At 73.1% G+C, this 25634-nt stretch carries 26 protein-coding genes; 15 read left to right on the top strand and 11 right to left on the bottom strand.

From position 1 onward, the window contains the following. Window positions 1-298: 298 nt before the first annotated feature. The 5 genes from ACFYM0_RS14370 to ACFYM0_RS14390 all read left to right on the top strand — a co-directional run bounded on the left by ACFYM0_RS14370 (window position 299) and on the right by ACFYM0_RS14390 (window position 3949). Window positions 299-622 carry a hypothetical protein gene (locus ACFYM0_RS14370; RefSeq protein ID WP_327252613.1) on the top strand — a complete coding sequence of 108 codons (324 nt, stop codon included), beginning with the start codon at window positions 299-301 and terminating at the stop codon, window positions 620-622. An 85-nt stretch (window positions 623-707) separates the two neighbouring features. Continuing rightward, the gene (locus ACFYM0_RS14375) at window positions 708-980 is read left to right on the top strand and encodes a hypothetical protein (RefSeq protein WP_388500722.1); all 273 of its coding nucleotides are present in this window, start codon (window positions 708-710) and stop codon (window positions 978-980) included. After that, the gene (locus tag ACFYM0_RS14380) at window positions 967-1866 is read left to right on the top strand and encodes an ABC transporter ATP-binding protein (RefSeq protein WP_388500984.1); all 900 of its coding nucleotides are present in this window, start codon (window positions 967-969) and stop codon (window positions 1864-1866) included. The genes ACFYM0_RS14375 and ACFYM0_RS14380 overlap by 14 nt, the downstream gene beginning before the upstream one ends. Continuing rightward, window positions 1863-3446 carry a hypothetical protein gene (locus ACFYM0_RS14385; protein WP_388500725.1) on the top strand — a complete coding sequence of 528 codons (1584 nt, stop codon included), beginning with the start codon at window positions 1863-1865 and terminating at the stop codon, window positions 3444-3446. Before ACFYM0_RS14380 ends, ACFYM0_RS14385 begins: the two co-directional genes overlap by 4 nt. After that, window positions 3443-3949: a hypothetical protein gene (locus ACFYM0_RS14390; RefSeq protein WP_388500726.1), complete on the top strand. Its 507-nt coding sequence runs from the start codon at window positions 3443-3445 to the stop codon at window positions 3947-3949. Before ACFYM0_RS14385 ends, ACFYM0_RS14390 begins: the two co-directional genes overlap by 4 nt. Window positions 3950-3974: 25 nt before the next feature. Here ACFYM0_RS14390 and ACFYM0_RS14395 read toward each other — a convergent pair whose 3' ends face one another. Then, entirely contained in the window at window positions 3975-5144 is a 1170-nt protein-coding gene (locus ACFYM0_RS14395; protein ID WP_388500728.1) for a glutamate--cysteine ligase, read from the bottom strand. A gap of 303 nt (window positions 5145-5447) precedes the next feature. Between ACFYM0_RS14395 and ACFYM0_RS14400 the strand changes: the two genes are divergently transcribed. Further along, the gene (locus tag ACFYM0_RS14400) at window positions 5448-6719 is read left to right on the top strand and encodes an MFS transporter (RefSeq protein ID WP_388500731.1); all 1272 of its coding nucleotides are present in this window, start codon (window positions 5448-5450) and stop codon (window positions 6717-6719) included. Between the two features lie 52 nt (window positions 6720-6771). Here the strand turns inward: ACFYM0_RS14400 and ACFYM0_RS14405 are convergent, their stop codons facing one another. Further along, on the bottom strand, window positions 6772-7170 hold the full coding sequence (locus tag ACFYM0_RS14405) for a cupin domain-containing protein (RefSeq protein ID WP_388500733.1): 399 nt from the start codon (window positions 7168-7170) through the stop codon (window positions 6772-6774). A 49-nt stretch (window positions 7171-7219) separates the two neighbouring features. Between ACFYM0_RS14405 and ACFYM0_RS14410 the strand changes: the two genes are divergently transcribed. Next, complete coding sequence (locus ACFYM0_RS14410) at window positions 7220-8056, top strand: helix-turn-helix domain-containing protein (RefSeq protein WP_388500735.1); 837 nt, start codon at window positions 7220-7222, stop codon at window positions 8054-8056. 136 nt (window positions 8057-8192) lie between these two features. After that, complete coding sequence (locus ACFYM0_RS14415) at window positions 8193-9293, top strand: esterase-like activity of phytase family protein (protein ID WP_388500738.1); 1101 nt, start codon at window positions 8193-8195, stop codon at window positions 9291-9293. On the opposite strand, the gene ACFYM0_RS14420 is transcribed toward ACFYM0_RS14415, so the two are convergent. The 3 genes from ACFYM0_RS14420 to ACFYM0_RS14430 form a co-directional block, all read right to left on the bottom strand. After that, entirely contained in the window at window positions 9290-10660 is a 1371-nt protein-coding gene (locus ACFYM0_RS14420) for a carboxyl transferase domain-containing protein (protein WP_388500741.1), read from the bottom strand. The genes ACFYM0_RS14415 and ACFYM0_RS14420 overlap by 4 nt on opposite strands. 311 nt (window positions 10661-10971) lie before the next feature. Then, the gene (locus ACFYM0_RS14425) at window positions 10972-12597 is read right to left on the bottom strand and encodes a GAF domain-containing protein (RefSeq protein WP_388500743.1); all 1626 of its coding nucleotides are present in this window, start codon (window positions 12595-12597) and stop codon (window positions 10972-10974) included. Then, window positions 12594-13631 (bottom strand): rod shape-determining protein, encoded by a 1038-nt coding sequence (locus ACFYM0_RS14430; protein ID WP_388500746.1) that lies wholly within the window; start codon window positions 13629-13631, stop codon window positions 12594-12596. The genes ACFYM0_RS14425 and ACFYM0_RS14430 overlap by 4 nt, the downstream gene beginning before the upstream one ends. A 242-nt stretch (window positions 13632-13873) precedes the next feature. On the opposite strand from ACFYM0_RS14430, the gene ACFYM0_RS14435 reads away from it, so the two are divergent. Continuing rightward, window positions 13874-14566: an esterase/lipase family protein gene (locus ACFYM0_RS14435; RefSeq protein WP_388500748.1), complete on the top strand. Its 693-nt coding sequence runs from the start codon at window positions 13874-13876 to the stop codon at window positions 14564-14566. On the opposite strand, the gene ACFYM0_RS14440 is transcribed toward ACFYM0_RS14435, so the two are convergent. Next, window positions 14563-15162, bottom strand: coding sequence for a hypothetical protein (locus ACFYM0_RS14440; RefSeq protein WP_388500751.1), 600 nt, complete (start codon window positions 15160-15162; stop codon window positions 14563-14565). The genes ACFYM0_RS14435 and ACFYM0_RS14440 overlap by 4 nt on opposite strands. An 80-nt stretch (window positions 15163-15242) precedes the next feature. Here ACFYM0_RS14440 and ACFYM0_RS14445 point away from each other — a divergent pair, with 80 nt between their 5' ends. Continuing rightward, on the top strand, window positions 15243-16055 hold the full coding sequence (locus ACFYM0_RS14445) for a hypothetical protein (protein WP_388500753.1): 813 nt from the start codon (window positions 15243-15245) through the stop codon (window positions 16053-16055). A 9-nt stretch (window positions 16056-16064) separates the two neighbouring features. Here ACFYM0_RS14445 and ACFYM0_RS14450 read toward each other — a convergent pair whose 3' ends face one another. Further along, window positions 16065-16487, bottom strand: a complete 423-nt coding sequence (locus ACFYM0_RS14450; protein ID WP_327252591.1) for a MarR family transcriptional regulator — start codon at window positions 16485-16487, stop codon at window positions 16065-16067. A 104-nt stretch (window positions 16488-16591) separates the two neighbouring features. Between ACFYM0_RS14450 and ACFYM0_RS14455 the strand changes: the two genes are divergently transcribed. From ACFYM0_RS14455 to ACFYM0_RS14465, 3 genes are all read left to right on the top strand, one after another. Next, entirely contained in the window at window positions 16592-17614 is a 1023-nt protein-coding gene (locus ACFYM0_RS14455; RefSeq protein WP_388500755.1) for an NADP-dependent oxidoreductase, read from the top strand. A gap of 66 nt (window positions 17615-17680) precedes the next feature. Further along, the gene (locus tag ACFYM0_RS14460; protein ID WP_266909067.1) at window positions 17681-18103 is read left to right on the top strand and encodes an organic hydroperoxide resistance protein; all 423 of its coding nucleotides are present in this window, start codon (window positions 17681-17683) and stop codon (window positions 18101-18103) included. A 144-nt stretch (window positions 18104-18247) separates the two neighbouring features. After that, window positions 18248-19099, top strand: a complete 852-nt coding sequence (locus ACFYM0_RS14465) for an EI24 domain-containing protein (RefSeq protein ID WP_388500759.1) — start codon at window positions 18248-18250, stop codon at window positions 19097-19099. On the opposite strand, the gene ACFYM0_RS14470 is transcribed toward ACFYM0_RS14465, so the two are convergent. Beyond that, entirely contained in the window at window positions 19089-20000 is a 912-nt protein-coding gene (locus tag ACFYM0_RS14470; RefSeq protein ID WP_388500760.1) for an NAD(P)-dependent oxidoreductase, read from the bottom strand. The two genes, ACFYM0_RS14465 and ACFYM0_RS14470, sit on opposite strands and share 11 nt — an antisense overlap. A 96-nt stretch (window positions 20001-20096) precedes the next feature. On the opposite strand from ACFYM0_RS14470, the gene ACFYM0_RS14475 reads away from it, so the two are divergent. Continuing rightward, window positions 20097-20462: a winged helix-turn-helix transcriptional regulator gene (locus tag ACFYM0_RS14475; protein ID WP_388500762.1), complete on the top strand. Its 366-nt coding sequence runs from the start codon at window positions 20097-20099 to the stop codon at window positions 20460-20462. A gap of 4 nt (window positions 20463-20466) precedes the next feature. Here the strand turns inward: ACFYM0_RS14475 and ACFYM0_RS14480 are convergent, their stop codons facing one another. The 3 genes from ACFYM0_RS14480 to ACFYM0_RS14490 all read right to left on the bottom strand — a co-directional run bounded on the left by ACFYM0_RS14480 (window position 20467) and on the right by ACFYM0_RS14490 (window position 22931). Further along, window positions 20467-21201 (bottom strand): class I SAM-dependent methyltransferase, encoded by a 735-nt coding sequence (locus ACFYM0_RS14480; RefSeq protein WP_388500764.1) that lies wholly within the window; start codon window positions 21199-21201, stop codon window positions 20467-20469. A gap of 274 nt (window positions 21202-21475) precedes the next feature. Continuing rightward, a complete protein-coding gene (locus ACFYM0_RS14485) occupies window positions 21476-22285 on the bottom strand; it encodes a carbon-nitrogen hydrolase family protein (protein ID WP_388500767.1) in 810 nt (269 codons plus the stop codon). A 70-nt stretch (window positions 22286-22355) separates the two neighbouring features. Further along, a complete protein-coding gene (locus ACFYM0_RS14490) occupies window positions 22356-22931 on the bottom strand; it encodes a TetR/AcrR family transcriptional regulator (RefSeq protein ID WP_327252584.1) in 576 nt (191 codons plus the stop codon). 171 nt (window positions 22932-23102) lie between these two features. On the opposite strand from ACFYM0_RS14490, the gene ACFYM0_RS14495 reads away from it, so the two are divergent. Further along, entirely contained in the window at window positions 23103-25556 is a 2454-nt protein-coding gene (locus ACFYM0_RS14495) for a beta-glucosidase (RefSeq protein ID WP_388500769.1), read from the top strand. Window positions 25557-25634: the final 78 nt, after the last annotated feature.

A 25634-nucleotide genomic window follows, 5' to 3' on the forward strand; every position in this document is an offset into this window, starting at 1 on the left:
CTACCCCAGACAATCAGCCACGCCCCAGAGGCATTTCGGTGCGGATTCAGGCCCGAACGGGTGCGGTCCGACCGCTCCGGCCGCTCCGATCGCGCGGGATTGCAGCGGACGGCCGGGTATTGGCCGAATTATCCCGCACACCAACCAAAGGAGGCGCGCGATCGGCAGTGTCCCCGGCCGGGCCGAGCGCAGAGGATCAAGGCATCCCGGCGGTGCTGCCGCCGGGCGAGTGCCCGCCCCGCTCGAATCGGGGCGGGCACCTGCTCGATCGTATCGATCCCATCGAAAGGAACGACAGGTGCTCACCGCCCTGCGCGAGACGCCGCTGCGTCTTGCCACCCAGGCCCAGATCCTCGCCACCAACGCCCCCGACGCCCTGGCCCAGCACGCCTCCATGGCGCTGGCCAAGGCCAAGGGCACCGAGGACGAGCCGCGCTTCCTCGCGCACCGCATTTGGCAGATCGTGCTGATCATCGCCATCGCCGTCGTCCTGGTCGCCGGCATCGTCTCCTACGCTCTGGTCGCCTACCAGTGCGTCAGCCGTGGCTACGACCGCGTCAAGTGGAGCGGCCCGAACGGCTGGCGCGTCTGGGAATTCAAGATCATCTGCGAGAAGTTCTGAGCCGTATGACCGGCTCGCCCCCGCGTCCCTGACGCGGGGGCGAGCCTCCCCCCATTCCCCCGTACCACAACCTCTTGGACCCAGCGTGAAGAAGATCGTCAAGTCCGCCCTCCTGGCGCTCCTGGGCGGGTCCGCCCTGAGCCTGGCGGCTCTGGTGCTGTCCATGATGTACGCGATGTCCCGGGACGGGTCGGTCAGCGTGCCGGGCTTCATCGAGTACGTGCAGACGGACGCCCAGCTGAGCATGCAGCCCTCCGCGTCCTTCCCCCTCGTCATCGCCGCGCTGGGCGTCGCCTGTTTCCCGGTGGCGTACGCCGCGCTGTCCAGGAGGCGGGGTGACGGCCATGCCGCTCGGTGACGCCGCCGTCTTCGAGAGCGTGTCCGAGAGCGACTCCGAGAGCGGCTTTGCGGGCGGCCTTGCGAGCGTCTCCGCCACGGCCCGCGCCGGCGACTCCGCGGGTGACTCCGCACCTGCGGTCCCGCTGGCCCTGGACGGCTTGAGCAAGCGGTTCGGCAGCCGCCACGCACTGCGCGACGTGACCGTCACCATGCCCGCCGGCGCCGTGTGCGGACTGGTGGGGGCCAATGGCGCGGGCAAGTCGACCCTGCTGCGCTGCGTCATAGGGCTGACCGAACCGAGCGGCGGCAGCGGCCTGGTCTTCGGGGAGAAGCTCGGCACCGACCGGGCGAAGCGCATGGTCTCGTACGCGCCCGACGAACTGCCCATGCCCGACATGCTCACCGGCCACGAGTACCTGGGCCTGATCGCCGGCCTGGAAGACCGCCCCCGGAGCCTGATGCGCAATGCCGAGCGGCTGGCCGAGATCTTCGGCATCGACGGAGCCCTCGGCAAGCTCGTCGGCTCGTACAGCCACGGCATGAAGCGGCGTCTGCAATTCGCCGGAGCCTTCAGCAGCGATGCCCCGCTGCTCATCCTCGACGAGCCCTTCTCCGGCCTCGACGTCGAGGGCTCCGTGCTTCTGCGGCTCGCGCTGCGCACCTGGACGCGCTCCGGACGGTCCGCGCTGGTGACCATCCACGACCTGCACACGGCCGAGCGGGAATGCGACTTCATCGTGGTGCTGTCCGACGGACGGCTCGTCGCGCAGGGCGCCCCTCGTTCCATCAGTGACACGGCCGGGACGTCCACGCTCGAAGCCGCGGTGCTGCGCTTGAGCGGCCTCGAGAACGTCGGCGACACCGCGGACGACATCTTCGCCGAGCTCATGGAGCCGGGCTCATGAGGGCAGCCCCCGCCCCCGCCCCCCCACTCGCGGCCGCGCGCGTACGCGACCCCGCGTCCCGCAGGCCCCCGAACCGGCGCTCGCTCCGGCCCGCCCTCGCCATCGCCGGGGCCACCGCACGGTCCCAGCGCAACACGGTGCGCCGGATGCTGGACCGTTCCCCCGTCATCACCTCGGCCGTACTGCTGGTCCTGTTCGTGTTCGGGCTGGCCATGGTCGCCTTCCAGGTCCAGGCGCTGGCCCCACTGGTGCACGAGCAGACCCTCACCGTGCTCCAGGACCGCCAGCTGAAGGAGGTCAACCGGGCGGCGCTCGCCGGCATGGCGGCCGCGGCCTCGGGGGCCACGCTGATCCTGGACATCCTCGGTCTCCAGCCGGCGGGCGTCCGCGTCCTCGCCGTATCCAAGGGAGTCGGCCGCTGGAACCGGGCACTCGGCGAGCTGATCCCCCCGTACGTCACGGCGATGACCGTGTCCTCCTTCCTGGTCGGCCCCGTCACCGTGCTGTCCCTCACGCGCGTGCAGGCCTCCGGCGGAACCTCGTTCTGGCTCGCGCTCGCCGTGGCCCTGCTGTTCTCGGCGCTCACCGCGCTGGTCGCCACCGTGACCACGCTCGCCGTGCAGGCCCTGACGGCGCTGGTCATGCGGTCCTCCAACGACGCGCTCGGCGTGAAGTCCGTCAGCGCCTCGCTCTGCGGCATCCTCCTCATCACCGGAATCGGCCTGGTCCTCGCCGGACGCACTTCGGGCCTGTACGTCCTGTGCCCGCCGCTGGCTGTGACCGGAGGCGTCCCCGAGACCCTCCCGGGCGTTCTCCTGGCGGTGTCCGCGAGCCTCCTCTGGGGACTGCTCTGCGCCTACGTCCTCTCCTGCGCGGGCACGACCGCGCGCAACAACGAGAGCGGCGCCCCGTGGCAGCTGCGCTTCGTCCGGCTGCCGGGAAGGGGCACCCGGACAGAGGCGCGCCAACTGCTGCGCGACCCCCTCTACATCTCCGCCACCTGCGTCTCCCTCGCCGCCGCCGCGGCCGTCGCGGTCCTGTACCACCTCGGCTATCTCCAGGACGCCACGGCCTCGCTGCTCCTGCTCGGCGTCTGCGGGATCTCTTCCCTCATCACCGGTCTCGCCCCGTTCCGACTCGCCGGCAACGCCTGGATCTACGCCATCCACCCCCGCGGCTTCTCCCTCTGGGGGCGGCAGAACGCCTTCGGGGCGATCGCCGTGGGGCTGCTCACCGTCGTCGCCGTGCGCGTCGTCAGCCTGGTGCCCTTCGAAGCGGGCCGGGACGTGGTGATCCTCTCCATGGCGCTCGCCGGGAGTGCGCTGAGCGTGCTGTTCGGGCTCGCCACGGTGACCGCCGACTTCGCGGAGAAGCGGGTGACACTGCTGGTCAGCGGACTGATGAGCGGAGCAGCCCTGGGTGGGCTGTTCTGGCTCGCCTCCTCCGTGGAGGCGCTCTCCACGGCCACGGCCACGGCGACCGCGGCCCACTGGCTGCTCGTCTGCGCGGCCGCACTGTGCGCCGTCCAGCAGGTGATGCGGGTCAAGGACCGTGACTTCGCACGGACGGCGGAGCGGTGATACTGCTGCGCCTGGTCCTGGTCGCCCTCGTCCACGGCCGCAGGCCCCTGGCCTGGCTGGCCCTCGCGACCGGGCTGATGCTGGTGTGCGTATGGCCGGCGGGCTGGGCGTTCCGGTTCCCGGTGCTCGCCGGGTTCGTCGCCGTCCCGCTGTGTGTCGTCGTACACGAATACGGCCACGCGCGGACGGCGCTGCTCCTCGGCGCGCGAGAACTGCGCGCCGAGTGGCAGGGCGGCTCGATGGCCGTGGCGCACGAGGACCTCGGGGCCGCGCGGAACCTGGCGGTGGCGCTGGGCGGACCCGCGGCCTCGGGTGTGGTCGGCGGAGCCGCCCTGGCCGCCGGCCTGACGTACGGATGGCAGTCCCTGGTCCTGCTCGGAGCGATCGTCGCCTTCCCCGCCGGCACTCTGATTCCGCCCGGTCACGACGGGCGGACGTGCCGGCGGCAGGCCCGGGAATGGCTGGCCGGCCGGTTCCCGGCCGACCGGGAACCCGCGGCCTGAGGAGGGCGGCGGGCCGCGGAGGGGGTCAGGGGGCCTCCGTCTCGTCCGCCAGGTGGCGCAGGACGTCCTTCAGGTCGCCGCGGCGGGCGAAGGCCGTGCGCTGGCGGTGGGCGCCCGAGCCGTCGCGCAGGAGGCCGGCCAGGGTTCTCGCCGCGTGGTCGAGGTCGCCGGAGGCGGCCAGTTCGGGGGCCACCAGGTCGAGCAGGGCCTCCGCCAGGTCCGCCGCCGGGAGTTCGACGCCCGTGTACGGGTCCAGTCCGAAGCCCTCCAGGCCGTCGTGGGCCGCCCGCCAGCGCGCGAGGCGCAGTACGTCTTCCCGTACGGGTGGGTCGGGGCGCTGCTCGGCGATCTCGCGCAGGGCCGTCGCAACGAGGGCGCGGGCCAGTTCGGCCTGGAGGATGGCCGAGTCGATGTCCGGGGACATGTCGGGGGCCCGCAGTTCCAGCGTCGGCCAGTTCCCCGAGGGCCTCAGGTCCCAGTAGACCATCTTGGTGTCGAGGGCCGCCCCGGAGCCGAGCAGGGTCTGCACGGAGCGCCGGAAGTGGGCCGTCGAGTCGAAGTGCGGGGGCAGGCCCGCCGAGGGCCAGCCCGCCCAGGCCATCGCCCGCCAACTGGCGTGACCGGTGTCGCGGCCGCCCCAGAAGGGGGAATTGGCCGCCAGTGCGATCAGCGTGGGCAGCCAGGGCCGGACCCGGTTGGAGACGGCCACCGCCGTGTCCACGTCGAGGGTGCCGATGTGGATGTGCCGGCCGCAGCTGACGAGGGTGTCGGTGAGCGCGCCGAAGCGCCGGGCCTGCTCGCGCTGGCGCGGCTCGTCGTCGGTCAGGTGGAGCGGGCCCTCCACGGCGAGCACCGGCGAGGGCGCGGCCAGCAGCCGGCAGCCGTGGGCGCGGGCCGCCCGCGCGAGGGTGCGCCGCAGGCCGGCCAGTTCGCTGCGCAGGGTCGCGGCCGAGTCGGCGACGGGGGTGGAGATCTCCACCTGGTAGCGGGTGCCTTCGGGGTGCAGTTCGTGGGGGAGTCCCGCGGCGGTGGACAGGACGAGCGGGGCGGCCGGGACCACCCGCAGGGTGCGGGCGTCGACGAGGAGGAATTCCTCCTCGACCCCCAGCGTGAGGGGGAAGGCCGGAACGGCCGCGCGCGGTGCCTCCGTCTTCGTGGTGCCGGTGCTCGTGGTGCTGGTGCCAGGTTCGATCACTGCGCCTCCCTGGACATACGAGTCTTTTCATCATGAGCTGAACCCCAGGCGAGGAGCGCACGTCTATTCGGTCAAATGTCCGGTGATAGTGGCGAGTTAGCGGCAAGGAATGTGCCGCCGCGGGGCCCGGGTTCCGGGTGGGGTGAGTGGTGCGCATGCGGGGAAAGCGGAGTCCGCTCGACCGGGATCGGAGGGCATGCCGACCGGGCTCCGACCGGGCTCCGAGCGAGTGCCGAGCGAGTGCCGAGCAAGTACCGACCGGCCCCCGAGCGACTCCCGAGGCGTGGCCGCCTATCATCCGTTGTGACTCGTACCATCGCTCCACCCCCGTCCACCCGCCCCCGGCGCCGCATACTGGCCGACCTCACCCCGCTGAGAACCTCCCCGGACTTCCGGCGGCTGTGGGTCGGCGGGATCATTTCCTGGCTGGGCCAGGCGATGACGGCTCTGGCCATCTCGCTCCAGGTCTACGAGATCACCGGCTCCAGTTTCTCCGTCGGACTGGTCGGGCTCTGCTCGCTCGTCCCGCTGGTCACCTTCGGGCTCTACGGCGGGGCCATCGCCGACACCGTCGACCGCCGCAAGCTCGGTCTCTTCAGCGCCCTCGGCCTGACCGGCCTGTCGTTCGCCCTGGCCGGCGCCGCGCTCGTGGACTACCACCGGGTCTGGCTGCTGTACACCGTCGTCGCGCTCCAGTCCCTCTGCGGGGCGCTCAACGGGCCCGCCCGGTCCGCGATGATCCCGCGGCTGCTGCCCGCCGAGCAGCTGCCCGCCGCCAACGCCCTGAACTCCGTGGTCCTGACCTTCGGGATGACGGCCGGCCCGGCGCTGGGCGGGGTCATCGTCGGCTGGTGGGGCTACCAGGCCGCGTACCTGATCGACGCCGTCACCTTCGGCGCCGCCCTCTACGCGGTGTGGCGGCTGCCGTCGATGAAGCCCGAGGGGGCGGGGGAGCGCACCGGGCGGGCGTCCGTACGCGACGGCCTGCGTTTCCTGGGGACCCGGCCCAACATCCGGATGACCTTCTTCTCCGACCTGGCCGCCATGGTGCTGGCCCAGCCGAAGGCGCTGTTCCCGGCCGTCGCCGTGCTCTGGTATGGCGGCGACGCCAAGACGGTCGGGCTGCTCGTGGCCGCCCCCGCCGTCGGGGCGCTGCTCGGGGGCCTGTTCTCCGGCTGGCAGGGCCGGATCCGCCGGCACGGGGTGGCGATCCTGCTCTCCGTCGCCGGGTGGGGGCTGGCCATCGCGGTGTTCGGGCTGACCCGGGACCTCTGGCTGGGGCTGCTCTTCCTGGCCCTGGCCGGATGCGCCGACAGCATCTCGATGGTGTTCCGCACCACGATGCTCCAGGCGGCGACCCCGGACGAGATGCGGGGCCGCCTGCAGGGAGTCTTCGTCGTGGTCGTCGCCGGCGGGCCCCGGCTCGGGGACTTCCTCACCGGGGCCACCGCCGAGCTCACCTCCTCGACCGCCGCGATCACGGGCGGCGGGCTCGGCTGCGTCCTCGTCCTGGCGCTGCTGGCCCTGCGCTGGCGGGGGTTCGCCCGCTACGACGCGCGGTCGCCGCAGGCCTGAGGCGCAAGCGCCGTTACAACTGCGCCGCTACGACGGCGCCGCTACGACGGCACTACGCGTCCACCGGCTCGCGGGTGCGGTCGCCGGCCTCCCCGCCGGTGTTGGCGGTGCCGACGGGCTCGAACAGCAGGATCGCCGTCTCCCCGTCGGCCTGCGGGCAGTGCTCCAACCCGCGCGGGACCACGTAGATCTCTCCGGGGTTCAGTACGACGTTCCCGGCGCGCAGCCGGATCGTCAGGGTGCCGCTGACGACGAGGAAGAGCTCGTCGGTCTCCTCGTGGGTGTGCCAGATGAACTCGCCCTGGATCTTGGCGACCTTGACCTCGTAGTCGTTGACCCGGGCGATCCGGTGCGGGGCCCACTGCTCGGTGAAACCGGCGAGCTTCTCCGCGATGTTCACCACGGCCGCCGCCGGGCGTCCGTACTCGTGCGTGCTCTGGGATGTCGTCATACGGGCAGGCTGCCCGAGTGCGCGCCGGCCGGTCTTGTACGTTCCTGACATGTCAGCCGCGATGCGTCCGCCCAGTACGGTCTCGGCCTGGCACCCGCCGGTGCCGGGGATCGCCGAGGTGTTCCACGCCCGGTTCACCGACCACGCCTACCCCGCCCACGTCCACGACACGTGGACGCTGATGATCCTCGACGGCGGCCGCGTCGACTTCGGGCTCGACCGCGAACGGCACGGCGTAGGCGGCTCGGACACGGTGGCCCTGCTGCCGCCCGGGGTGGTCCACGACGGGCGGACCGTCACCGAGGCGGGCTTCCGCAAGCGCGTGCTGTACCTCGACGCGTCCGTGCTCCCGGAGTCGCTGACCGGGGCCGCCGTCGATGCGCCGCTGCTGCTCGACGCCGCCCTGCGCGAGCGGGTCCACGGACTGCACCGCGCACTGGGCGAGCGGGAGTTGCCCGCCGGTGCGGTCGAGCGGCTGGAGGCGCAGTCGCGCCTCGCCTTCGTCCAGGAGCGGCTGCGCACGTGGCTGGAGGGGCGCCGGGTGGTCCCGTACGGGGCTCCGGGCCCGGAGACGGCCGTACGACTGCGCGAGCTCCTCGATGCGCGGGTCCTCGGCGGGATCACCCTGGAGGAGGCTTCCGCGCTTCTGGGACACTCCCATCCCACCCACCTGATCCGCAGCTTCCGGCAGGCGTTCGGGCTCCCTCCGCACGCTTACCTCACCGGGCTGCGGGTCGCGAAGGCGCGGCGGCTGCTGCTGGCGGGGATGCGGCCGGCGGAGGCCGCGGTGGCGGCGGGCTTCTACGACCAGGCGCACCTGACGCGGCACTTCGTGCGGCACGTGGGGGTCGGCCCGGGGAGGTTCGCCCGATCCGGGCGGGTGTGAAGGGAAGTTGGCGGGTTCGTTGCCATTGCGTTGCCGGGTCTTCCATTTTCTTTCGATTCGCCATATGACAGTTAGGAAGTTAACTGCCACCTCCCCCCGCCTCGCATCTCCCCTTTGATCCAGGAGGAAGGCCTTCATGCGCCTTCGTACGCTCGTCTCCACCGCCGTGGCCACCGCCGCGCTCTGCGGAGCTCTCGTTCCGCAGGCCCTCGCGGCCACCGGGGCGCCCGGGGCGCCGGAGGAGGACCGTGCCTGCTCGCCCCACCTCTCGGTCGCGGGCTACTCGGACTCCCTCGACAAGACCCTCCTCGACGGGAAGCTGGTCGGCGGGCTCTCCGGGCTCTCGGTGGACCGGGACGGCAGCGTCGCCGCCATCTCCGACAAGTCGGTCCTGTACAAGCTGAACGTGGGCCGGGGCGACACCCCGACGGCCACGGCCGCCGCACGGCTGCCGCTGACCGACGGCGCGGGCAAGGCCCTGGATTCGGAGGGGATCGTCGTCGACCGCGACGGCACCTACCTGGTGACGGACGAGACCGCCCCGGCGATCCGGCGGTACGCCCGCACCGGTGAGGTACTGGGCTCGCTGCCGATCCCGGACGGGTTCAAGCTCGCGCCCGCGGGCCGGGCCACCGCCAACCAGACCTTCGAATCCCTGACCCTGCTGCCCGGCGGGCACACCCTCGTCGCCGGAGTCGAGGGCGTGCTGACCGGAGACGGCAAGGACGCGCGGGGGCGGACGCTCCAGCGGATCCAGACTTGGGAACGCCGCGGCCGGAACGGGGAGTTCGTCCTGGGACGGCAGTACGCGTACCCGGTGGACGCCGGACACGGGCTGGTGGAGCTCGCGCCGACGCACGACGGCCGGCTGCTCGTGCTGGAGCGCGGCTTCACGCAGCAGTTCAAGATCACGGTGCGGCTGTACCTTGCCGACCCCCTGGGCGCCACGGACACCTCGAAGGTGGCGGCACTGGCGGAGGGACCCGGGCTGCGGACCGCGCGCAAGACGCCGATCGGGGACCTCGACGGCTGCCCGACGCTCGGCGCCCCGTCCAAGCTGCCGCAGAACCACCCGCTGGTCGACAACGTCGAGGGCATGGCGGTCACCGGCCACGACGGGTTCGGACGGGTGCGGCTGCTGCTCGTCAGCGACGACAACGAGTTCCCGCAGGAGATCACCCGGCTGTACCGGATGGACGTGAGGCTGCCGGCGCGGAGCTGGGGGCAGTACACCTAGGCAGTCTCTTCGGTCGCTTCCGCTTTCTCTGCGGGGGAGACGATGCCGCGGGCGACCCCCAGGGCGACCAAGTCCTGTGGGCGGACGTGAAGTTGGTCAGCCGTCGCCGGGGCCGACTCCGGGGGGCGCTTGAGGATGGCCGCCGCCAGTTCGGGGGCGATCACCGAGAAGTAGCTGTCCGGGGTGACCCAGGTGTTGCCCGGCGCCGCGAGGGCCAGGGCCCCGCCCGAGCCGCCCTCGCCGATGAGGAGGGTGGTGACGGGGACCCCGGCCGAGGCGAGCGCCGCGAAGGCGTCGGCGATGGCCGCCCCGGCGCCCGCGTGCTCGGCGGCGGCATCGTTGGCCGCGCCGGGGGTGTCCACGAGGGTGAGCACCGGGATCCCGAGCCGGTCCGCCAGTCGGATCACACGGGCCGCCGTGCGGTACCCGGCCGGGCGGGTGGCGGTGCCGCACTGCGCGGCGTAGGCCACGGCCCGGCCCTCTCGGAGCCCGAACCCGCACAGCATCCCGGGGTCGGTGCCGCCCGCGCGGTCTCCGGAGAGGTGGAGGCGGAGCTCGAAGTAGGAGTCCAGGTACTGCTCCGCGCGCGGCCGGCCGGGGTGACGGGCCTGCCGGACGGCGTCCCACCCCGTGCGCGGCAGCTCTGCGCCGGACAGCGCGGCGGGGGGTTCCACGGGTCCGGCGGAGCGGGGCGCGGAGAGCACCCGGAGCCAGGCCGCCAGGGTCACCGGGAGCTGCACGGCGGGGACGAGGGCGTCCACGTGCCCGGCGGCGTACTGCCCCTCGGCGGTGTAGGCGGCAGGATCCGCGTCCGGCGGCCGCACCCGGGACCCGGCGAACCCGACCTGCGCCCCGGGCAGCGCGAGGATCACGTCGGCCCCCGCCCCCAGGGTGGCCCAGCCGCCGCCGGTGGTGGGGTCGCGCAGGACGGCGATCTGCGGGAGGCCGGCGGCGCGGGTGAGGGCGGACTGGCGGGCCACGCGCTGCAGTTGGGTCAGTGCGAGCATGCCCTCCTGCATGCGGGAGCCGCCGGTGGCGATGAGGGAGACCAGGGGGAGGCGGTGGGTGCGCGCGTGGGTGTAGGCCGCTTCCAGGCGGTCGCCGGTGCGGTGGCCCAGGGATCCGCCGAGGAAGCCGAACTCGAAGGAGATCACGGTGGCTTCGCGGCCACCGATGCGGGCGGTTCCGGTGACGACGGACTCGTCCTCGCCGGTCCGCGCGGTGGCGCGGGCGCGGGAGTCGTCGTAGCCGGCCCAGCCGAGGGGGCCGTCGGGGGCGGAGTTCCCCGGCGGGGCGGGGAGTTCCGTGAAGCTGCCGGGGTCGGTGGCGGAGGCGATGGCGGCGCGGGCCGAGGGGCGGGTCGTCACGCAGCCAGCGTACGGGCCGTCGCCTGGTGTGCCGCTCGTGTGGTGCGGGGACTTCGGCCCTGCGGGGCGAAGTCCCCGACCCGTCCTTCGCCCGTTCCCCCGGGGCTCCGCCCCGGACCCGTTCCCCCGGGGGCCGGCCCCCGGACCCCGTTCCTCAGACGCCGGAGGGGCTGGATTTGGGGCCGGCGCCGGCCCGTACGCGCACACGGCTGGATTGCCCGCAGGGCAAGTCCAGCCCCGCCGGCCTTTGCGGCGCGGGGTCCGGGGCGGAGCCCCAGGGGGTCCGGGCGTGGCCCGGCCGGCCCACGGCGTCAGAGCGGGGCTTCCCAGGTCAAGGTGGTGCCCCGGGTGCCGGAGTCCGTGCGGCCGTCGTCGGAGACGGTGAGCCGCACGCGGGCGGGCACCGCGTCGACTTCGACGTCGATGGAGGTGACCTCCGCCCGGCGGTGCGCCGCGGCCAGCGCGCCGCGCAGGGCGGCGAGGAGGTCGCCCGCGACCGGGTCCGGCAGCAGCGCGTCCACCGTGCCCGCGAAGTGCACCGACGGCTGGAAGCCCAGCAGGACCGCCGCCCCGCCGGTCTCCCGCAGGACCCGGCCGCGGAAGGTGGTCGGGGCGTCCGTCGGCGGCTGCTGGAGGGCGAAGATGGCCGTGCGGACCTCCTGGATGGTGGAGTCGAGCTCGTCCACGGCGCGGCTCAGCTCCTCGCCGACCGTGTCCCCGGTGGGTGCCTTGGCGGAGCGCCGCCGGGTGCTCTCCAGCATCATCTCCGTCGCGAACAGCCGCTGGACCACCAGATCGTGGAGGTCGCGGGCGATGCGGTCCCGGTCCTCGTAGACGGCCAGTTGCTCGCGGTCGTGCTGCGCGTCCGCAAGGACCAGGGCCAGCGCGGCCTGGGAGGCGAACTGCGAGGCCAGCAGCCGGTCGACCGCGTCGTAGGCGGGGCCGCCGCGGACGCGCGGCAGGGCGAGCGTGCCGATGAGCTGCCCGCCGCTCTGGAGGGGCAGCATCATGCTGGGGCCGAAGCGTTCCCGTACGTGCGTGGTCATCCGGGGGTCCGTCGCCGAGTCCTCTATGAAGACCGGCTCACCGCCCAGGAGCTGTTCCAGGACCGCCGAGCCCGGGGCGATGGACGTGCCCACCAGGTCGCCGGGGTCCCCGTGCGTGGAGGCGGCCACGATCTCCATGCCGCCCTCGGGGGTCGGCTGCAGGACGACCCCGGCCGCCGCGTCGGCGAGCAGCCGGGCCCGTTCGGCGACGCACATCAGCGCGTCGGCCGCCGGCCGGCCCGCCAGCAGGGTGGTCGTCACGGCGGCCGCGCCCTCGATCCAGCGCTCCCGGCGGCGCGCGGTCTCGTACAGCCGGGCGTTGCCGATCGCTATCCCCGCCTGCGAGGCCAGGACGCGCACCAGCGCGAGGTCCTCCTCCGTGAACGGGCCGCCGCCCTGCTTGTCGGTGAGGTAGAGGTTGCCGAAGACCTCGGTGTGGACCCGGATCGGGACGCCGAGGAAGCCCTTCATCGGGGGGTGCCCCGGTGGGAAGCCCGCCGCGCGGGGATCCTGGCCCAGGTCCTCCAGCACGAGCGGGCGCGGATCGGCGATCAGGGCGCCGAGCAGGCCGGAACGGCCGTCCGGCAGGTGGGGGATCGCGGCCTTCTCGGCCTCGGTCATGCCGGAGGTGAAGAGCTCGGTCAGCCGGACGCGCTCGGGGTCGACGACCCCGAGCGCTCCGTACCGTGCCGCGCACAGCTCGGTCGCCGAATCCACGATGTGCTGGAGGGTGGTCCGCAGTTCGAGTTCGGAACCGACGCTGAGGACCGCCTCCAGGAGGACGGGCAGGCTGGCGGCCTGGCGGGCGGCGACGTCCTTCCCGTTTCCGTTCTTCACGTCCCCGCCCTCCCCGTCTCCGGGGGCTGCCGGGGACGACTCGGCGTGCGTCATTCGGCCAGGGGGTTCAGAACCATGGGGGAGATCTTCCCTTCGAGCATCATGCCGAGGCCCAGTACCGCGCAGACGTCCGGCCGTTCGGCGATGGCCACGGGCATCCCGGTGGCATCGCGGAGCATCTGGTCCAGGCCCGGCAGCAGGGCGCTGCCACCCACCATCATGATCCCTCGGTCCGTCAGATCGGCCACCAGGTCCGGCGGGCAGTCGCGCAGCACCTTGCCGATGCCGTCGAGCACGGCGGTCAGCGGGGTGTGGATGGCGTCGCGGACGGCCGCGGTGTCCACGTGGACCGAGCGGGCGAGACCGGTGGCCACGTCGCGGCCGTGGATGAGGGTGGAGGTGGGTCCGCCGGCGGTGATGCCGTTGCCGTGCAGGGCCAGTTGGAGGGGGCGGACGGCCTGGCTGGGCAGCATCAGCTCGTGCGCGTGGCGCAGGTGCTGCACGACGGCGTGGTCGATGGCCTCGCCGCCCACCGGGATCCGTACGGCGGTGACGATCGAGCCGAGGGAGAGGACGGCGACCTGGGTGGCGGCGGCCCCGCACACCATGATCATCGTCGCGGTCGGCTGCTCCACGGGCAGCCCGCAGCCGACGGCCGCCGCGATCAGGGTGTCGACGAGTTCGACGCGCCGGGCTCCGAGTCCGACCATCGTCTCCACCGCCGCGCGCTGGGCGAGGGGGTCGGCGTCGTGCGGGGTGCAGGCGGCGGCCCGCAGCCGGGGCTTGCGGCGCAGGGCGCGCCGCAGCTTCTCGCCGAGCAGGTGGCGCAGCATGCGCTGGGCCATCTCGATGTCCACGACGGTGCCGCCGGAGACGGGGCGGACCACGCGGATGTAGTCGGGCGTGCGGCCGGTCATCCGTTCGGCGAAGGTGCCGACGGCGATGAGTGCACCGGTCCGCGTGTTCACGGCGGCGACGCTGGGCTCGTCCACGACCAGGCCGAGGCCCTTGACGTAGACGCGGGTCCTGGCCGCTCCGAGGTCGACGGCCACGTGGCAGCGGCGCAACTGCTCAAGACTGACGGTCACGGCAGATCCTCCCGAGAGCGCTGACGCAAGAAGACCGGCGGGTGCCGGTCACACTTCGTATCTTCTCGGGTGAATTACCCGTATTGCCCGATTTGATGCTCCGGGTGGGGGGTGTCTTGAGATACGGAAGGGTCACGAGGGGCGCGGGTGAGTGCTGCACGGGGGTGGAATTCTGCGACGCCAGGCGCGACCATGCCCGCACCGATCGTGCTACTCATGCGTAACAAGGTAAAGGGGACTCGATGCTGACGGTTCGCCAGAGGCTGTTCGCCCTGCTGACGCTCTGCCTGGCGCTCCTCGTGGCGCCCGCACTCCCGGCCCGGGCCGCCGGGGATGCCGCCGCGCGCAATCCGGTGGTCTTCGTGCACGGCTACAACGCCGACCCCGGCGTCTGGGGCTCCCTGCGCGAGGACCTGCGCGCCGACGGATACGCCGACTCCGAGCTGTTCTCCTTCGGCTACGACACCCACCAGTCGGTCAACGAGGTGCTCTCCGGACGGCTCGCCGCCTACGTGGACGAGGTCCGCCGGCAGACCGGCGCCGCCCGGGTGGACCTGGTCGCGCACTCCTTCGGCTCGCTGGTCACCCGCTGGTACGTGAAGTTCGGGGGCGGAGCCCCGTACGTGGAGCGCTGGGTCTCCCTCGCCGGCCCCAACCGCGGCACATCCACCGCATGGGCCTGCGCCCTGTGGGACCAGGCCTGCCGGGACATGACCCCCGGCTCCTACGTGGTCAAGAACCTGAACTCCGGTGACGAGACCCCCGGCACGGTGCGGTACTCCACCTTCTGGTCCAACTGCGACGAGGTCATCAACCCCGACGACAGCGTCCCGCTCACCGGGGCCGCGAACACCCCGGTCGGCTGCCTCAAGCACAACGACCTGCTCGGGGACGACCCGACCTCGGCGGGCGTACGGGCCTTCCTGCGCTCCTAGGGCGTCTCCGACTCCACGACGGACACCTCCTGGAGCAGGCCGTACGTGAACTCCGCGACGCAGGCCCGCCCCGACGCGGTGAACGCCAGCCGCCACCGCGTCGGTGCGGTCCCCTCCATCGGGCGGACGGGCGCGAAGGCCCGCGCCACCTCGTCGACCGTCGCCGACCAGGGCAGCAGGTCCTGCGGCGACTCCAGTACGGGACCGGGCGCGCCCGGGGCCCGGACCAGCCACTCGTTCCAGACGGCCCCGTCCGGCGCGGCGAGCACCTCGAAGCGCAGGTCGGGCCAGAGCGGCACCGGCCACAGCAGGGCCTCGCACGTCAGATCGCCGATCGTGCGGGAGGAGACGGTCTCGGGCGGGCCGAGCACCGAGCGGTAGCGCGCCAGGGCACCCCGGGACCGGGGGGAGCGGACCATGGCCTGCCAGCGCTTGTTGGCCTCCCGCTGCTCGGCGAGGGAGGCGCCGAGCTGCCGGCGGGCCTCCTCGGCGAGTCCCGGCTGGAAGTCCGCCATCCGGCGCAGCAGCACCAGTTGGAAGCCGGCGGGGCCGAAGGGGCCCGGGGTGAGGGGCGGTGTCCCCGGAGTCTTCGTCATGGATCCGAACCCTTCCACACAGGATCCTCACGATCCCGGTATACGGCCGTTGTGAGCGAGCGCGTAGCCTGCGGGGCGCCATGGACTATTGCATCGCCTGCCGCAGGTACCTCAACGGCGCGCTGGCGTGCGCCGGATGCGGGACCCCGGCCGAACGCCTGATATCCGCCGCGCCCGCCGCACCCGCCCCCGGCTCCACCGCCGGATTCGGAAGCGACCCGGCCGCGCTCGCCGACGTGTACGCCGACTCGCTCGTCGTGCTGTCCGGGGAACGGGGGCAAGGCCAGGGCCGGGGGCGGGCCCAGGGCCGCGCCGCCGCCCGCCGCCGCACCGGGCACCGCCGGCGCCGCCGGACCGCGCTCACCGTGGGGCTCGGGCTGGTGCTCGCCGCCGGGGCCACCCTGGGCCTGGCCCGGCTGGCGACCGACGGGGAGCGCACCGACCGGGCGGCCACGGTGGTGCTGACCGACGACGCGGGGCCCGCGGAGCCGGCTCCGCTGCCGGGCCTGACGGGGGATCCGGCCGCACCCTCGGGGACGGCTTCGGCGAAGGGGCCGGGCGCAGGCTCCGCGAGGGCCACGGCCGGGGGCGGGAAGCAGGGCGGGGCCGGTCGCAGTGCCGGGGCCGCCACGGCCGGGCCGTCGGGCTCCGCCTCCGGGGCGGGGCCGTCGCGGAGCGCCTCCCGGACTCCCACGTCCGCCGCTCCGACCGCATCGCGTGGCGGTGGCTCCGCGACGCCCAGTGAGAGTGCGAGCTCGAAGGGGCCCAAGGGGAAGCCCAGCAAGAAGCCGACCCGGGATCCGGACCCGGATCCGGACCCGGAGCCGACCCCGGAGCCCAGCCCGGAGCCCACCACGGGCTGCGACGACTGGTGGAACCCGCTGTGCTGGTGAGCCGGGAGCTCAGCCCAGCATCCGCCTGAGCAGGTCCCGCAGGACCGCGCGCTCGGCCGCGGTGAGCCCGGCGAGGGGCTCCCGGGCGAAGTCCAGCGACTCGCGCAGCCGGTCGGCGGTCTGCAGGCCGTCCTCGGTGGGCGCCGCGAGCTTCACCCGGCGGTCGGCCGGGTCGGGGCGCCGCTCCACCAGGCCGCGGCTCTCCAGGCGGTCCACGATGCCGGTGATGTTCGACGGCTCGCACCGCAGCTTCTGCGCGATCTTGCGCATCGGCATCGGCTCCAGGGACAACAGGTTCAGCACGCGGGCCTGGGCGCCGGTGAGCTGGTGGCTGGAGGCCGCGTGCTCGTACTCCTGGTGGTAGCGGGTCACGACGTCGCCGATGAGCTCGACGACTTCGAGGGTCAGGGGGTCTGCGCGACGGCTGGGCATGGATCCAGCGTACCCATTTACTTGACAACATGAAATATCCAGGCGCATGGTTGTTTCACGTCCTGAAGCATTTTGCACTTCTTCCCCCATCCAGGAGTGACGCCATGTCCGAGATCCCCGCCGTCAGCCGTGAGTGGCACCTCGTCCGCCGCCCGCAGGGCTGGCCCGTCGCCGAGGACTTCGCCCTGCGCGAGGTGCCGGTCGACGCCGAGCCCGCCGCCGGCCGGATTCTGGTGCGCAACCTCCACATGTCCGTGGACCCGTACATGCGCGGCCGGATGAACGACGTGAAGTCGTACATCCCGCCCTTCCAGCTCGACAAGCCCATGGACGGCGGCGCGGTCGGCGAGGTCGTGGCCTCGGCCGACGAGCGCTTCGCGGTCGGCGACCACGTGCTGCACGGTCTGGGCTGGCGCGAGTACGCGGACGTCGACGCGAAGCACGCCACTGCGGTGGACGCCTCGCTCGCCCCCCTCTCCGCCTACCTCGGCGTCCTCGGCATGCCGGGCCTGACCGCCTACGCCGGGCTCTTCGAGGTCGCCTCCTTCAAGGAGGGCGACTCCGTCTTCGTCTCCGGCGCCGCCGGAGCGGTCGGCAGCCTCGTCGGCCAGTTCGCGAAGATCAAGGGCGCCTCCCGGGTGATCGGCTCCGCCGGCTCCGGCGAGAAGGTGACCCTCCTCACAGGGAAGTACGGCTTCGACGCCGCCTTCAACTACAAGAGCGGCCCCGTCGCCGAGCAGCTGAAGGAGGCCGCGCCCGAGGGCATCGACGTCTACTTCGACAACGTCGGCGGGGACCACCTGGAGGCCGCCATCTCCTCCCTGAACGTCCACGGCCGGGCCACCCTGTGCGGGGCGATCGCCCAGTACAACGCCACCGAGCCCGTACCCGGCCCGCGCAACCTCGCCCTCGTCATCGGCAAGCGCCTGCGCCTGCAGGGCGTACTGGTCGGAGACCACGCGGGACTGCAGCCGCAGTTCGTCCAGGACGTGGCCGGCTGGCTGCGTTCCGGGCAGCTCGTCGCCGACGAGACGGTCGTCCGGGGAGTGGAGAACGCCACCGAGGCCTTCCTCGGAATGCTGCGCGGCGACAACACCGGAAAGATGATCGTTTCTTTCACCGGTTAGGCTCACTCCACACCGCCGTGACGCGTGGGCGCGAGTCCCGGCGATTTACCAGGAGGATTTCCTTACATGTCCATCCAGCAGTCCGACGTCGCGTACACCGCTGTTGCCACCGCCGAGAACGGCCGTGACGGTCGCGTCGCCACCAACGACGGTCGCCTCGAGGTCGTCGTGAACCCGCCGAAGGAGCTCGGTGGCAGCGGCGAGGGCACCAACCCCGAGCAGCTGTTCGCCGCCGGCTACAGCGCCTGCTTCCAGGGTGCGCTCGGTGTCGTCGCCCGCAACGAGAACGCCGACATCACCGGCTCCACCGTCACCGCCGAGGTCGGCATCGGCAAGAACGACGACGGCTTCGGCATCATCGTCAAGATCTCGGCCTCCATCCCGAACGTGGACGCCGCCACCGCCAAGGACCTCATCGAGAAGGCCCACCAGGTCTGCCCGTACTCCAAGGCGACCCGCGGCAACATCACGGTCGAGCTCGCGGTCTGATCCACGACCCGCTCGACTGGTTCGTCCGGTTCGTTCGGTTCGTCCGGAACGACTGGTACGTCGAAGGCCGCACCCCGGCACCGGGGTGCGGCCTTCGACATGCCCGGCGTCCGCCGGCCAGGACGCCCGCCCTAAACTGGAACCATGCGTGATCTTGCGGGGGGATTCGGCTATCTGCTGGCCGGACAGCGATGGGTACTGCGCCACGGACGGTGGCTGGGCTTCGGGCTGCTGCCCGGGCTCGTCTCCCTGGTCCTGTACGCGGGCGCGCTCATCGGCCTCGGCTACGGCGCCGACGACCTGACCGCCTGGGCGACCCCCTTCGCCGACGACTGGTCCTCCCCGTGGCTGGGGTTCTTCCGCGGCTTCCTGACCGCCCTGGTCTTCTGCCTCGGGCTCTTCCTCGCGGTGATCACCTTCACCGCCGTGACCCTGCTCGTGGGCCAGCCGTTCTACGAGTCCCTCTCGGAGCAGGTCGACCGCACCGAGGGCGGCGAGGTCCCGGAGTCGGGCCTCACGCTCGCGCAGGAGCTGTGGATCTCCGCCCGCGACAGCCTGCGGATCCTGGGCCGGGTGCTGCTCTTCGGCATCCTGCTCTTCGGGCTCGGCTTCGTGCCGGTGATCGGGCAGACCGTGGTTCCGGTCCTCGGCTTCTGCGTCTCCGGCTTCTTCCTCGCCCAGGAGCTCACCTCCGTCGCCCTGATGCGCCGCCGGGTCCAGCTCACCGAGCAGCTCGCGCTGCTGCGCGGGCGGCGGATGCTGGCGCTCGGCTTCGGAGTGCCGCTCGTCGTGTCCTTCCTGGTGCCGCTCGTCGCCGTGTTCCTGATGCCGGGCGCGGTGGCCGGGGCGACGCTCATGGCCCGGGACCTGGTGGGCGAGGGCGCGGGCGCGGAGCAGGATCAGACGGAGGGGCCGGGCCAGGAGCAGGGCCAGGGTCAGGGCCCGACACCGGGCCAGGGCCAGGGGCAGGCTCAGGGCAAGCGGCTCAGCGCCTGAGCAGGGTGATCGCCCCGGCGGTGTCCTCGCCGCCGTGGGCCTCAGGATCGGCTTCCAGGCGCTCCCGCATCAGGTCCAGGTACGGACTGATCAGCTCGGTGCTGACCCCCTGCTCCGCGGCGGTCTTCAGCAAGGTCGCGCTCGCCGTGACCTGCATGGCCAGGTTCGACTCGACGCCCGTGGTGAAGTCCCCCGAGACCAGCCGCTCGGCGGCCGCGCCCGCGAAGAAGCCCATCGCCCCCAGCCACTCGGTCAGCAGCGGAGCCAGGTCCTTCGGAGAGACGTCCTCGCCCTCGATCAGCGCGTAGGCGTGCGAGATCCCGGCGAAGAGCCCGGTCATCGCGCTCAGCAGGGCCACGTCGTGCAGGGCCGCGTGGCCGGGGTCGGAGCCGACGAAGCGGGCGCCGGCCGGGACCTCCAGGGTGCTCCGGTGCTCCTCGAACAGCTCGGCGGAGCCGCTGTAGAAGACGTACCCGCCGGCCGCGGGGACGCCGATCATCGACGGAGTGGCCATGATCCCGGCGTCGAGGAACCGGGCCCCGCGCTCCTCGGCCCACGCGGCCCGGGCGCGGCCGTCGGCGGGCGTGCCGGTGGTCAGGTCGACCAGGTCCTTGCCGGTGAGGTCCAGACCCTCCAGAGCCGAGCCGACGCCGGCGTGGTCCAGCAGGCAGACCACGACCAGGCCGTTCGCCGCCACCGCCTCGGCGGCGCTCGCGGCGACGACGGCGCCTTCGGCCGCGAGGGCCTCGGCCTTGGCGGGGGTGCGGTTCCAGACGGTGAGGGGGTGCCCGGCGGTGAGCCAGGTGCGGGCGAGGGCGGTGCCCATCGATCCGAGTCCGAGGAGGGTGAGAGGGGTCTTGGTGCCGGTCGTCGTGTCGGTCTTCGTGCTGGTGTCGGTCATGCCGTTTAGCCTGGTGGAGGGCTGTCAGGTGCTCAAGTACGCACTTCGGAGTGGGTGGTTACCCCGAGGTGAGCGAACAGGTGGGAGGGGTGCGTGATGGCTTTGACACAGCGGCCGGGCGCGGATCACTGCGGCATCGCCGCGGCGATGTCCGTGATCGACGGCAAGTGGAAGGTGTCGGTCCTGTGGGAGCTGGGGCAGTGCCCGCGCCGCTTCGGGGAGCTGCGCCGACTGGTCCCGGGGGTCTCGGAGAAGGTGCTCGCGGCCCAGCTGCGCGAGCTCGAGACGGACGGCATCGTCCACCGCGAGGTCTACGAGGAGGTTCCGCCGCGCGTGGAGTACTCCCTGACCCCGCTCGGCCACGAGCTGAACGGGGCCCTGGAGGCCCTCGGCGCGTGGGGTGCGAAGAACCTGCTCCCCGACGCCGCCCGGACCACGGGGAGCGGGGCCGCCTCTCCGTGAGGGGTCACTCCGGGCGGCGGAACAGCGCCGTCCAGAGGAAGGCCTCCCCGAAGGCGCCGGAGGAGGCGGGCTCGTCGTTCATCCGGCGCAGCTCCACCTCGGTGAAGCCCTCGAAGACATGACGCAGCGCCTCCGGCGTGTACGCGAGCCCGCCTTCGAGGCGGGCCCTGCCGTAGAACTCCGCGTCGGGCAGTTCGGAGCCCATCGCGCCGGAGGCGAAGCAGGTCAGGGCGAAGCGGCCGCCGGGCGCCAGCAGCCGGTCCAGCATGGCCAGGTAGCTGACCCGGCGGTGCGGGGGCAGGTGGTGGAAGCAGCCCGAGTCGTAGATCAGGTCGTACGGGCCCTCGAGCCCGGAGCCGGCCGCTCCGAAGGCGTCCCCGTGGTGGAAACGGATCCGGGCCCCGGCGGTACGGGCACGCTCCTCGGCCCAGGCCAGGGCCGTCGGAGAGAGGTCGACGGCGTCCACCTCGAAGCCCCGCTCGGCCAGGTGCAGGGCGTTGCGGCCGGGGCCGCAGCCCAGGTCCAGGGCGCGGCCGCCCGCGGGGATCAGCCCGCGGTCGAGGCAGGAGACCAGGTTCTCGTCGGGCTTCGCCGCGAAGAACGGCACCGGCCGCTCGCGGTCCGCGTAGAACCCGTCCCACCAGGCGGAACCGCCGTCCGTCCAGCGGTCCGCTTCGGGTGCGAAGAGCCCGTCCATGAGGGCGAGCACATCGTCGACACTGCGTATGTTCCGGTCCATCCGAACCCCCTTCACCTGTCCCCGATTTTATCGGCGAAAAGGGTGAAAGCCCAGGTCAGACGCTGTGTGGGGGATGGTCGGCGAGCCTTCTGCCGCCCTGCGACGGGGCGGCCGGTGCCCGCCCCGCGGGTGGGGAGGCCAGGTGCCCCAAGGGCCCCTCCAGGGCCCCCGCGCACCCTTTCCCGGCCGGTCCCGGGCCTGTTTCCGTAAGGGTTCCGGAGCCGCGCTCTGCCGCACGCGCCCCCGCCCGCCGGGTGCGGCCCCTGAGACCTCGTCAGGCCCGTCCCCGCGTCGTCAAGGCGCCCGGCCCGTCCGCCCGGCCCGCACTCGCGCCCTCGGCCAGGCCCTCCGCCTCCGCCTCCGCCACCGCCTCCGTGGGCACCTCCGCCACGGCGACCGAAGGCGTGTGCGCGTCCGCCTCGGCCAGCAGGGTTCCGCCCGGGGCCCAGATCGCCGCGCCCCCGCAGCCCGTCCACGGCCCGGCGGGCCCGACGTGATTGGCCAGGGCCACGTACATCCCGAAGTCCCGGGCGATCCCCGGGTGGACCGTCGCACGCTCGGCGACGCCGTCGCCCGTGCCGTAGAGCGAGCTCGCCAGGTGGACCCGGCAGCCGGCCGCGGCGCCCGCGCCGGGCACGTCCGCGAAGTGGTTGTCGAAGCAGATCCCCAGGGAGAAGCGGATCCCGCCGAGCTCGAAGCGGCCCGGGACCGTCCCCGCGGCGAAGACCTCCTGCTCGTGGCGGAACAGGTGCTGCTTGGCGTACGTGGTCACGTGCGCGCCGTCCGCGTCGTGGACCAGGGTCGCGATGACGGGCCGGGGGCCGTCCGTGCGCAGCGCGACGTTGACGGCGGTGGCGATCCCGGTGGAGCGGACGGGGTCCAGCCGTGGATCCTCGGCGTCGGCCAGCCACAGAACGGGGTCGGCGGCGAGCGCGGCCAGCTCGTAGCCGGTCAGGGTGAACTCGGGGAACACCACCAGCCCGGCGCCCTCCTCCCGCGCCCGCACGGCGAGTGCGGCCGCCCGGGCGGCATTGGCGGACACGTCGGCGGGGGCGCAGCTGAGCTGCGCGGCAGCGATCTTCACCCGGCCCAGCATGCCAGCCCCGCCGGCCGGGGAGTCGCGGCCAGGCAAGATCCGAAAGAGACGACAGGCCCTAGGTCCGGGGCCCCTGGATCAGGTCGAGGAAGGCGCGGAAGGTGCCGGGCATGTCCACGGACTCGGGGGACAGCAGCCACTGGTACTGGAGGCCGTCCATCACGGCGGCCAGCAGCGGGGCCGCGTGCTCGGGGGTGAGGCCCGAGGGGAGCCGCTCGCCGAACTCCGCGCGCAGGACCGCCGCCATCGCGGAGCGCACCTGCGCGTACCGCTCGGCGAAGAACTCCCGGGCCGGGTGGCCGTCGGTGACGCTCTCGCCGAGCAGCGCCGAGAAGGTCTGCACGATGCCCGGGCGCATGGCGTTGTATTCGACCAGCGAGGCCAGCAGGTCGGGGCGCCAGGCGTCGGCCAGTGTGTGGGTGCCGCCGCCGGTGTCCCAGCGGTCGCGCTCCTCCAGGACCGCGACCAGCAGTGCCTCCTTGGTCGGGAAGTAGTGCAGAAGTCCCTGCTGGGTCAGGCCCACGCGCTCGGCGACCGCGGCCAGGGCCGCGCCCCGGTAGCCGCGCTCGGCGATCACCTCGACGGCCGCGCGGACGATCTCCACGCGCCGTTCCTCGCTCCTGGCCCTGACCATCGCCCCGCCACCCCTTCCGTTCCGTACCTGCCAGCAGGACCGTACGGCATCTCTAGATTACGAACAGATTACGAACCCTACCGCTCTACAGGTAACAGGTCCACCATGGGGTCACCGCACAGCGCTGCACCGCACAGCACCGCACCGCGCACCCGCACTCAACGAGGAGGCATGGCCGTGACCGATGCCGATCAGGTCCGCAACGACGCCGTAGAGACGGCACTTGGCAAGCTGGACCTCGACACCAAGGCCCGGCTGCTGGCCGGCCAGGACATGTGGTCCCTGCCCGCCGTCCCCGAGATCGGGCTGAAGTCCCTGGTCATGTCCGACGGCCCGATCGGGGTGCGCGGCGTGCGCTGGACCGCCGACGACCCGTCGATCGCCCTGCCCTCGCCGACCGCGCTCGCCGCCGCCTGGGACCCCGAGCTCGCCCGCCGGGCCGGCCGCCTCCTCGCCCAGGAAGCCCGCCGCAAGGGCGTCCACGTGCTCCTCGCGCCCACCGTCAACCTGCACCGCTCCCCGCTCGGCGGCCGGCACTTCGAGTGCTACTCCGAGGACCCTTACCTCACCGGCGCGGTCGGCAGCGGCTACGTGAACGGCGTCCAGGACGGCGGAGTCGGCACCACCGTCAAGCACTTCGTCGGCAACGACGCCGAGACCGAGCGCTTCACCGTCAACAGCGTCATCGCCCCGCGCCCCCTGCGCGAGCTGTACCTGGCCCCCTTCGAGGCCATCGTCGCCAACGCCCACCCGTGGGGCATCATGACCGCCTACAACCAGGTCAACGGCACGACGATGACCGAGCACCGCCACCTCGTGGGCGAGGTCCTGCGCGGCGAATGGGGCTTCGACGGCTACAACGTCTCCGACTGGATGGCAGCCCGCTCCACCACCGGCGACATCCTCGGCGGTTTGGACGTGGCCATGCCCGGTCCCGTCACCGTCTACGGCACTCCGCTCGCCGAAGCCGTCCGGGCCGGTGAGGTCCCCGAGTCCGCCGTCGACGAGGCCGTCCGCAACGTGCTGCGCCTCGCCGCCCGCGTCGGCGTCCTGGAGGGCGCCCCGGCCGTGGTCGGCGAGGTCCCGGCCCCGATCGACGGCCAGGCGCTGGCCCGCGAGCTGGCCGTGCGCGGCTTCGTCCTCGTGCGCAACGAGGCCGCCGCCGACGGAAAGCCCGTGCTCCCGCTCGCCCCCGGCCGCACCGTCGCCCTCAGCGGCGCCGCCGCCCGAGACGCCCGCGTCCTCGGCGGCGGCAGCGCCACCGTCTTCCCCGAGCGGATCGTCTCCCCGCTGGACGGACTGACCGCCGCCCTTCCCGAAGGCGCCCTGAGCTTCGCGGTCGGCGCCGACCCCAGTGACGAACTGACCCCCGCCGACAAGGGCTTCGAGCTCCGCGCGGTCTGCCGGGACGCCTCCGGTGCGGTCCTGGGCACCGGATCCCTGCCCACCGGCCAGGTCCAGTGGATCGGCGACGACCTGCCTGAGGGCGTCACGTACGAGACGATGGCGAGCATCGAGGTCACCGGTACGTTCGTGCCGCGCGAGAGCGGCGAGCACGCCTTCGGCACCCGCGGACTCGGCGCCTTCACCCTGGCCGTCGGCGGCGAGACCCGCTTCGACGGGGTCCAGCCGATGGGCGACGAGGCCGACCCCTTCGAGGCCTTCTTCGGCGCCCCCCAGGTGCGGACCCGTCTCCCCCTCACCGAGGGCGAAGCCGTCGAGGTCTCGCTGACCTATCAGGTCCCCGACATGACGACCCTGCCGCTCAAGGCGATCATGTTCTCCTTCCTCCACCTCGGCCCGCAGCGCTCCGCCGAGGAGCTCATCGCCGAAGCCGTGGAGGCCGCGCGCGCCGCCGACACCGCCGTCGTGGTCGTCGCCACCACCGAGCGGGTGGAGTCCGAGGGCTTCGACCGCAAGGACCTCACGCTCCCGGGCCGCCAGAACGACCTGGTGCGCGCCGTCGCCGCCGTCAACCCGAACACCGTGGTCGTCGTCAACGCGGGCTCCCCGGTGGAACTCCCGTGGCGCGACGAGGTCGCCGCCGTCCTGCTGGCCTGGTTCCCCGGGCAGGAGGGCGGGGCCGCGCTGGCCGACGTACTCCTCGGAGAGGCGGAGCCGGGCGGGCGGCTGCCCACCACCTGGCCCGCCGCGTTCGCCGACGCGCCCGTCACCGAGGTCACCCCCACCGAGGGGCGGCTGGAGTACACCGAGGGGCTCTTCATCGGCTACCGGGCCTACGAGAAGCACGGGATCGCCCCGGCCTACTCCTTCGGGCACGGCCTCGGCTACACGGACTGGGCCTACGAGTCCCTGGAGGTCACCCCCGCGCAGGCGAAGGTCCGCGTCACCAACACCGGTACCCGGCCGGGCCGCGAGACCGTGCAGGTCTACCTCGCGCCCGTCGCCGACGGCGTCGAGCGCCCGGCGAGCTGGCTGGCGGGCTTCGCGAGCGTGACCGCGGGCCCCGGCGAGAGCGTCGACGTGGAGATCCCCCTGCCGGAGCGCGCCTTCGAGATCTGGGACGAGCCCTCCCGCTCCTGGCAGCGGATCGGCGGCGGCTACGAGGTCCGTGCGAGCCGTTCGCACGGCGACACGCGGCTGACGGCGGCCCTCGACCTGTAATGGCCGGAAATCACCCCTGCTGATCACAAGCCGTGGTGATTCACACAAGCCGGACCGGGGGCGGGCCCTGACACCCGC

The organism is Streptomyces sp. NPDC006487, assembly GCF_042870555.1.
GTDB lineage: Bacteria > Actinomycetota > Actinomycetes > Streptomycetales > Streptomycetaceae > Streptomyces.